Below are 7,527 nucleotides of genomic sequence, written 5' to 3' on the forward strand. Positions count from 1 at the left end.
CTCGTGACCGGCGCGGCAGTAGCGGCACTCGCCGCACGGCGGCACCCAGCTCAGCACGACGTGATCGCCCACGGCGAGCGTGTTCACGCCTTCACCGAGTTCGGTGACGACGCCGGATCCTTCGTGGCCCATGACCAGGGGAGCAGCGGCATCCCACTCGCCGCGCTTCACGTGCAGGTCGGAGTGGCAGACGCCGGCGGCCGCGATTCGCACGCGGACCTCGCCGGCGCGCGGGGGCGCGAGGTCGACGTCGATGAACTCGATCGGTGACTGCGGATCGCGGAAGACAACAGCTTTCATGACATCCTTCGGGTGGAGAGGGGATGCGCACGATGCTAGGAGAGCGCGCCCGGTCGGAGCATCCGACAAATGTGTGAATGGAAATGCCTGCACTCGACATTTCGTATGATCGAGATATGGTTCGTGACGTCGTCTCCGTAGCGCGGTACCTCGACGGCGAACTCCTGCAGGGCGAGGTCCCGAGCACCCGACACGTGAACTCGGTGGTCGCGATCGACGCGTTCGGCATCCCGACCGACCGGCTCTTCACGACACTCGTGACGACGGACGAGAAGCCCATCCTCGCGCTCGTCGACGATCCGGAACGCGCCACGCTCCTGCGCGACATCGTGCTCGTCACGAGCGTCGACACACCTCCGCTGCGTCAGGTGCTCTCCGCAGCGCGGATCACCGCGATCGTGGGGGCGCACACATCGCAGGAACTGCTCATGCCCCGGCTCACGGCCCTCCTCGCCGTCGACCAGGCCGCGGAGGCCAGAGCGATCACCTCGGCGATGCGGGTTCTCACGCTCGCGGCTCGACGCAGCGGGATCACAGGCGTCATCGCCGAACTCGCACACCGGATCGACGGATGGGCCGTGCTCCTCGACCGGCACGGCGAGGTGATCACGACCGCCGGTGCGGGGAGCCTGCACATCGACGACGCGATCGCCGTCGCGATCGGCCGGCCCGTCCGCGTGCGTCATCGAGCACTGCAGGTTCATCCCGTGGGCCCCGGACAGGACGTCACCGCGCAGCTCGTCACCGCCCCGCGCAACGACAGCTCCGGTCGGGGCCGGGAACTCAGCTCGCAAGCCGCTGCGCTGCTCGATCTGCTCATGAGGACGCGCGACAGCAGCCATCTCGAGCGTCTCGGTCGATCGATGATGCTCGAGACGGTTCTCGAGGGCGGAGACCGTGCGACGCGCCTCCTCCGCCGCTGGGGTGTGCACGAGCGGACTCTCGTGGGATTCGCTCTGGCGTCCCGCACGAGCGGCGTCGACGTCGAGCATCTACTCGCACTGTGGCTGGACGAGCTGGGCGCCGAGCACGTCTTCACATCGCAGCGCGGACTCATCCAGGGCCTGTTGCGGGAAGAGCACGTGGAAGAGATCGCGCACCGAGTGGAGGCCTTCGCCTCGACGCTGTACCTCGGCCTCGGACGCCCGGCCGGCACGGACGCACTTGCCCGGAGCGTCGACGAGTCCCGCCAGGCGTGCGAAGCGGCTCGTGCCGGTGGCGAACGTGTGGTCCGCTACACCGCGATCCCGACCGTGTCCTTCGTGCTCGGGCAACTCGATCGGGAGCAGGTGGGCAGGGTCGGCCGACTGCTCGATCCGCTCCGTTCGGGGGATCAAGGGACGGAACTCATCGAGACGCTGCGGGTCTTCCTCGCCACGAACAGTGCATGGGGCGAGAGTGCCAGCCGCCTGCGGATCCACCGGCAGACCCTGACCGCTCGCATCCGACGGATCGAGGATCTGATCGGGCTGTCGTTGGCCGATCCGGACGATCGTGTCGCCGCGTGGCTCGCGCTGCGCGCGTCGGACGGCTGAGAGTCACCGGACCGTTCGCTCAGCGCGCGGCGCCCTCCAGCGTTCCTTCGATCTGTCCGGCCGGATCGAACAGCACGCAGTAGACGGTGCGCCCGTCGGGCTGGTCCCACGTCTCTTCCGCCGGGGGGACCGGGTACACACCGAGCGCGGACGCCTCCCGCTGCACTCCGACGAAGGCCGTGAACGCATCCCCGACGCACTCGGCGGAGGCTGCCTCGACCGCCTGCTGCGAGAAGGCGCCGTCGGGCATCTCGATCTCGTGGAAGACCTCTTCGTCATGCCGCTCGGCGCACGGGACGACTTCGGCGTGTTCGGGCAGGCCGCTGGCGGCTTCGAGGCGACAGTCGCCGACCGTCACCGTGGGCGTCTCGACCTTCGCGACACCAGCGCCGTCGCCGGTCGCACTGCGCTCAGGAGAGGGCTCAGCGGCCCCGCAGCCGGTCAGGGCGACCGCGAGCGTCAGGGCGCACGCGGCGAACAGCAGAGACGGTCGTTCGTACAGCTTCATGTTGGTCTTCCTTCGTGCCTTCGGGGACACGATCTCCACTCGTGCTGCGGCTCAGCCCTCGAGGTCGTCAACACCGGGCATCCAGCTCGCCCCCGGACGTCCCCATCCGCGCTTGCGTGCGATCTTCTGCACCGTCTTCCAATCGCCGTCGGAGAGACGATCCACATAGAGGATGCCGTCGAGGTGATCGAACTCGTGCTGCATGATCCGGGCACGCCATCCGTCCACGTCGATCGTGACCGGTCGGCCGTCCAGATCCGTCGCCGTCACGTGCACCCGCTCCGAGCGACGCAGGGGGAAACGTTCACCGGGGAACGAGAGGCAGCCCTCGGATTCGAGGTCGGGGTCGGGGTCGCCCGGTTCGAGCGGCACCATCCACAGCTCAGGGTTGATGAGCACGCCGCGCCAGGGCTGATCGTCGTCGTCCACGTAGGCGTAGGTATAGATGCGCAGGGGCACGCCGACCTGCGGCGCCGCCAGCCCGACGCCCGGAGCGGTGTCCATCGTCTCGAACATGTCGGCGACGAGCGTGCGGATGTCGTCGGTGATCTCGTCGACGGGGGATGCGGGGGAGTGCAGGACGGGGTCGCCCATGATGCGAATCGGAAGTACAGCCACGTCACAACCCTAGTCCGCGGCGCTCGCCCGGTAGGCTCGTACCGTGACTGCTGGGGTGTGGATGAACGGGGCCGAACAGGTCGGCGATCAGCTCGTGGGAGCCTTCCAGAACCCTGGCATCCTCCTCGGGATCCCCCTGGCCCTCGCCGGAGCGGTCTTCATGTCGCTCGGCGCGCAATACCAGCACCGGGGAGTCGAGAAGGTCGAGCGTCTCAGCGGCGCCGATGGGGCATCGGGGCTGAGTTTCGACCAGCTGAAACGACTGCTCACACGGCCCTCCTGGCTCGTCGGAACGCTCATGCTCGGCCTCGCGGTGGTCTGTCAGCTCGCGGCCCTCGTCCAGGCGCCGCTGATCGTCGTGCAGCCGCTCGGTGCCATCGCGCTCGTCATCACGACGCTTCTGAACGCGAGAGTCTCCGGTCACAGTCCGACGAGACAATCGCTCACAGCCATAGCCTGCTGTGTCGGCGGCATCTTCCTGTTCGTCTTCTTCGCCGCGATCTACGCGACGGAGCAGGAGGTCACCGAGCGCGAGCTCTTCGTGATCCTCGCCCTCCTGCTGGTGGTCATCATCATCCTCGGCGCCTGCTGGCTGATACTCCGTCACCGCATGCGGGCGCTGTTCTACGTGGTCGGCGCCGGCGTGCTCTACGGCTTCGTCGCCACCCTCGCCAAGGTCATCATCAAGCGCATCGAGGCCGGTCAGTTCGAGTGGATCACCGCGATCTGCGTCCTCGCGCTCCTCGCCGCGGCTGCGGTCGGCGGCTACTTCGTGCAGACCGCGTACAGCTCGGGTCCGCCCGACCTGGTGATCGCCGGACTCACGGTCGTCGATCCGCTCGTCGCGGTTCTGATCGGCATGGTCGTTCTCGGCGAGGCCGCGGCCGCACCGCCGTGGGTCATGGTGATCTTCGCGATCGCCGGAGCCATCGCCGTGTGGGGAGTGGTGGGTCTCGCCCGCTACCACCCACAGGTGCTCAGCGACAGCCAGGAGCTGGGAATCGAGCGTGGGAGCACGCCGACGGGGCAGGGGGCGTCCGCAGAAGCCTCCTCCTCGCAGACGACGGCCGTCGACGCGACGGAACGTGAACGTCCGGAGAGCTCCGAGAGCCCGGATGACGGCGACCTTCCACCGCGGCGCTCCGGTCCCACCGAGCAGCAGTAGCTGCAGGAGTGAGGACCGTGAGTGACGCGCCGGTCAGTACGCCTGATCGATGAGGTCGGGTGAGACCTCGGAAGCGGCGGCCTCATCCACGAAGAACACGGTGCGCTTGCGCCCCTTGGCGCCGGCAGCCGGCACGCTCGTGTAGCTCGCACCGGCGAGGGCGAGTCCGAGGGCCGAGGCCTTGTCGGCGCCGGTGAGCACGAGCCACACCCGCTTCGACGAGTTGAGCACCGGGCGCGTGAGCGTGACGCGCTCGGGCGGGGGCTTCGGAGAATCACGGACGGCGAGCACAGCGGCGTCGGTGACCGTGACCTCCTCGCGATCCGGGAAGAGGGAGGCGATGTGTCCGTCCGGTCCGACCCCCAGGAAACAGACGGCGAAAGAGGGCCACGGGTGCTCGTCGGTGCCGAAACGGGCGAGCTCGGCGGCGTAGGCCGCGGCCGACTCGTCGAGCGTGAGTCCGGTCTCGGGCCCCGCCACCTCGTGCACGTTCTCGGTGGGCACGGGGATGTGGTCGAGGAGAGCCCGGCGCGACTGCAGGGAGTTCCTGTCCGCGTCGTCTCGCGGCACGTACCTCTCGTCACCCCACCAGAAATGCACCAGCGACCAGTCGATCGCGGCCGATCGCGGATCGTCCGCCGCGGCGCGCAGCACGGCACCACCCATCGAACCTCCCGTGAGGGCGATGTGGGCGACTCGACCGTTCCGTGTACGCGCGCGAACACGCGTGAGGAAACGGTCTGCTACTCGGGCGGCGAGGGCGGCGGGGGTGGATTCCACCACGACCCGCTTCTCTGCGGACGATACCGGCATCGACGTCACTCTCCAGTCTCGGGCGGACCCAGTTTCTCCCAGCCCTCGGTGATGACTCGACCGTACAGGACATCGGGGTCGAGCCTGCGCAGCTCCTCCGCGAGGCATTCGCGGAGCGTGCGGCGCGGCAGGTGGAGGTCGTGGTTCGGCTGATCCGGCTGCGTGAGGATGGCGATGCCGGGCGAGGGCCGCTCGAGCAGGATGTCGCCGGAGGCGCGGGTCAGACGGACCGACTTGATGCCCTCCTGCCAGTGCTCGGGGTTCTCATACGACCAGCGCACGCGAACGCCCAGAGCCATCTGCAGCCAGGCGGCGAGCAGCGCGGTCGACGGAGAAGCCGACCCACCGCGCACCTCGACACCCGTGATGGGCTCGTACGGCGGCTGATCGAGCACAGCGGCCAGCTGCTCCCGCCAGTGCGTCAGACGCGTCCAGGCGAGGTCCGTGTCTCCGGGGGCGTGGGTGCGTCCGAGCAGCGCGAGCCGATCGCGCACGTCGGGCGAGGTGGCGGCATCGGTGATGCGGCGCTGGGCGATGCGGCCGAGCGGTGACGTCGACGGCGAGGTCGGAGCATCCTCCGGCCACCAGGCGACCACGGGAGCGTCGGGCAGGAGGAGACCGGTGATCAGGCTCTCTTCGTTGCTCGCGGCGTCCCCGTAGGCACGCAGCACGACGACCTCGCTCGCGCCGGCGTCGCCGCCCACGCGGATCTGGGCATCGAGGCGGGAATCGCCGTCGCCCGTGGTGATGACGATGACGCGCATGGGGTGTTCACGCGATGCGTCGTTGGCCGCATCGATGGCCGCTTCGGCGACACCGTTGCGGGCGGCGATGACCAGGGTGAGCACACGGCCGAGGGCGACGGCGCCGCCCTCTTCGCGTACCTTGACGAGCTGCTTGGCGACCTGACTGACGGTCGTGTCGGGAAGGTCGATGATCACGGGCGTCTCCAGACTCGTCCGTCGCGGGCCAGCAGGTCGTCGGCGGATGCCGGACCCCACGAGCCCGGAGCGTACTGCTCCACCGGACCGCCGACGGCCGCCCAGTACTTCTCCACGGGGTCGAGGATCTTCCAGGAGAGCTCGACCTCCTCGTGCCGCGGGAACAGCGGCGGGTCGCCCAGGAGGACGTCGAGGATCAGACGCTCGTAGGCCTCGGGGCTCGCCTCGGTGAAGGCGTGGCCGTAGCCGAAGTCCATCGTGACGTCGCGCACGTTGCTCCCGCTGCCGGGCACCTTGGATCCGAAGCGGATCGTCACACCCTCATCGGGCTGCACACGGATGACGAGCGCGTTCTGCCCGAGCTCCGAGGCGTTGCCACGCCCGAACAGGTGCTGCGGAGCCCGCTTGAAGACCACGGCGATCTCGGTCACGCGGCGTCCGAGACGCTTGCCGGTCCGCAGGTAGAACGGCACGTCGGCCCATCGGCGGGTGTCGATCTCGAGCTTGATGGCCGCATACGTCTCGGTGGTGGAGTCGGGGTTCATGCCCTCCTCATCCAGGAAGCCGGTGACCTTGTCGCCGCCCTGCCACCCGCCCGCGTACTGGCCGCGAGCCGTGGCGAGGGAGAGGTCGTCCGGCACGTGCACCGCGGCGAGCACCTTCTCCTTCTCGGCACGCAGGTGCTCCGCCGAGAGGCTGATGGGCTCCTCCATCGCGGTGAGCGCGAGCAGCTGCAGCAGGTGGTTCTGGATCACGTCGCGCGCGGCGCCGATACCGTCGTAGTACCCGGCGCGACCGCCGACGCCGATGTCCTCGGCCATCGTGATCTGCACATGGTCGACGTAGTTGCGGTTCCAGATCGGCTCGTACAGCTCGTTCGCGAAGCGCAGCGCCAGGATGTTCTGGACCGTCTCCTTGCCCAGGTAGTGGTCGATGCGGAAGATCGAGTCCGCGGGGAACGCGACCTCGAGCGCCGCGTTGAGCGCACGGGCGGATTCGAGGTCATGCCCGAACGGCTTCTCGATCACGACGCGACGCCAGCGTTCGTCATCATCGCTGTTCTCGCCGACGAGACCCGAATCCTTCAGCTGCTTCGCGACGAGCGGGAAGTCCTTCGGCGGGATCGACAGGTAGAACGCGTGGTTCCCCATCGTGCCGCGTTCCACGTCGAGCTTCTCGATGGTCTCGCGGAGCTTGCGGAACGAGTCGGGGTTGTCGAACTCGCCGGAGACGAACCGGATGCCCTGGAGCAGCTGCGTCCACGTCTCCTCGCGGAACGGGGTGCGGGCGTGCTCCTTGACCGCGTCGTAGACGACCTGGGCGAAGTCCTGGTCCTCCCAGTCGCGGCGAGCGAACCCGACCAGGGCGAACCCCGGCGGGAGCAGACCGCGGTTGGCGAGATCGTAGACCGCGGGCATCAGCTTCTTGCGTGACAGGTCTCCGGTGACGCCGAAGATCACGAGAGCGCTGGGCCCCGCGATCCGGTTGAGACGACGGTCATCGGGGTCACGCAGCGGGTTGTGCCCGCGCGAGATGGGAACAGACATGGGTGGGGGATTCTCCTGCTGTTACTTCTGTGCGGCTTCGAAGAGGGCGAGCACGTCGTCCGAGGACTCGGTGATCGTCAGCGTGACGACCGGGGGGCCC

General features: G+C 68.6%; 8 protein-coding genes. 2 read left to right on the forward strand and 6 right to left on the reverse strand.

Translation table 11 applies throughout. The features are described 5' to 3' along the window. On the reverse strand, nucleotides 1-300 hold a 300-nt coding region (locus tag ACNPM4_RS09930; RefSeq protein WP_448985546.1), incomplete at its 3' end, for an alcohol dehydrogenase catalytic domain-containing protein. Between the two features lie 116 nt (nucleotides 301-416). Here ACNPM4_RS09930 and ACNPM4_RS09935 point away from each other — a divergent pair. Then, on the forward strand, nucleotides 417-1,835 hold the full coding sequence (locus tag ACNPM4_RS09935; protein WP_105710088.1) for a PucR family transcriptional regulator: 1,419 nt from the start codon (nucleotides 417-419) through the stop codon (nucleotides 1,833-1,835). Between the two features lie 19 nt (nucleotides 1,836-1,854). Here the strand turns inward: ACNPM4_RS09935 and ACNPM4_RS09940 are convergent, their stop codons facing one another. Together ACNPM4_RS09940 and def are read right to left on the reverse strand one after the other, a co-directional pair. Then, nucleotides 1,855-2,343 carry a hypothetical protein gene (locus tag ACNPM4_RS09940; RefSeq protein ID WP_448985547.1) on the reverse strand — a complete coding sequence of 163 codons (489 nt, stop codon included), beginning with the start codon at nucleotides 2,341-2,343 and terminating at the stop codon, nucleotides 1,855-1,857. A gap of 51 nt (nucleotides 2,344-2,394) precedes the next feature. Beyond that, nucleotides 2,395-2,961: a peptide deformylase gene (gene def / locus ACNPM4_RS09945; RefSeq protein WP_105710086.1), complete on the reverse strand. Its 567-nt coding sequence runs from the start codon at nucleotides 2,959-2,961 to the stop codon at nucleotides 2,395-2,397. Nucleotides 2,962-3,022: 61 nt separating this feature from the next. Here def and ACNPM4_RS09950 point away from each other — a divergent pair, with 61 nt between their 5' ends. Continuing rightward, nucleotides 3,023-4,126, forward strand: a complete 1,104-nt coding sequence (locus ACNPM4_RS09950) for a DMT family transporter (protein ID WP_448985555.1) — start codon at nucleotides 3,023-3,025, stop codon at nucleotides 4,124-4,126. A 33-nt stretch (nucleotides 4,127-4,159) separates the two neighbouring features. Here the strand turns inward: ACNPM4_RS09950 and pgl are convergent, their stop codons facing one another. Genes pgl through zwf form a run of 3 tightly spaced genes read right to left on the reverse strand, consistent with a single transcriptional unit; the run spans nucleotide 4,160 to nucleotide 7,427 of the window. Further along, nucleotides 4,160-4,939 carry a 6-phosphogluconolactonase gene (gene pgl / locus ACNPM4_RS09955; RefSeq protein ID WP_029261745.1) on the reverse strand — a complete coding sequence of 260 codons (780 nt, stop codon included), beginning with the start codon at nucleotides 4,937-4,939 and terminating at the stop codon, nucleotides 4,160-4,162. A gap of 5 nt (nucleotides 4,940-4,944) precedes the next feature. Further along, a complete protein-coding gene (locus ACNPM4_RS09960; RefSeq protein ID WP_029261746.1) occupies nucleotides 4,945-5,880 on the reverse strand; it encodes a glucose-6-phosphate dehydrogenase assembly protein OpcA in 936 nt (311 codons plus the stop codon). Continuing rightward, on the reverse strand, nucleotides 5,877-7,427 hold the full coding sequence (gene zwf / locus ACNPM4_RS09965) for a glucose-6-phosphate dehydrogenase (RefSeq protein ID WP_029261747.1): 1,551 nt from the start codon (nucleotides 7,425-7,427) through the stop codon (nucleotides 5,877-5,879). Before zwf ends, ACNPM4_RS09960 begins: the two co-directional genes overlap by 4 nt. Nucleotides 7,428-7,527 lie beyond the last annotated feature (100 nt).

The organism is Microbacterium umsixpiens, from assembly GCF_053543675.1.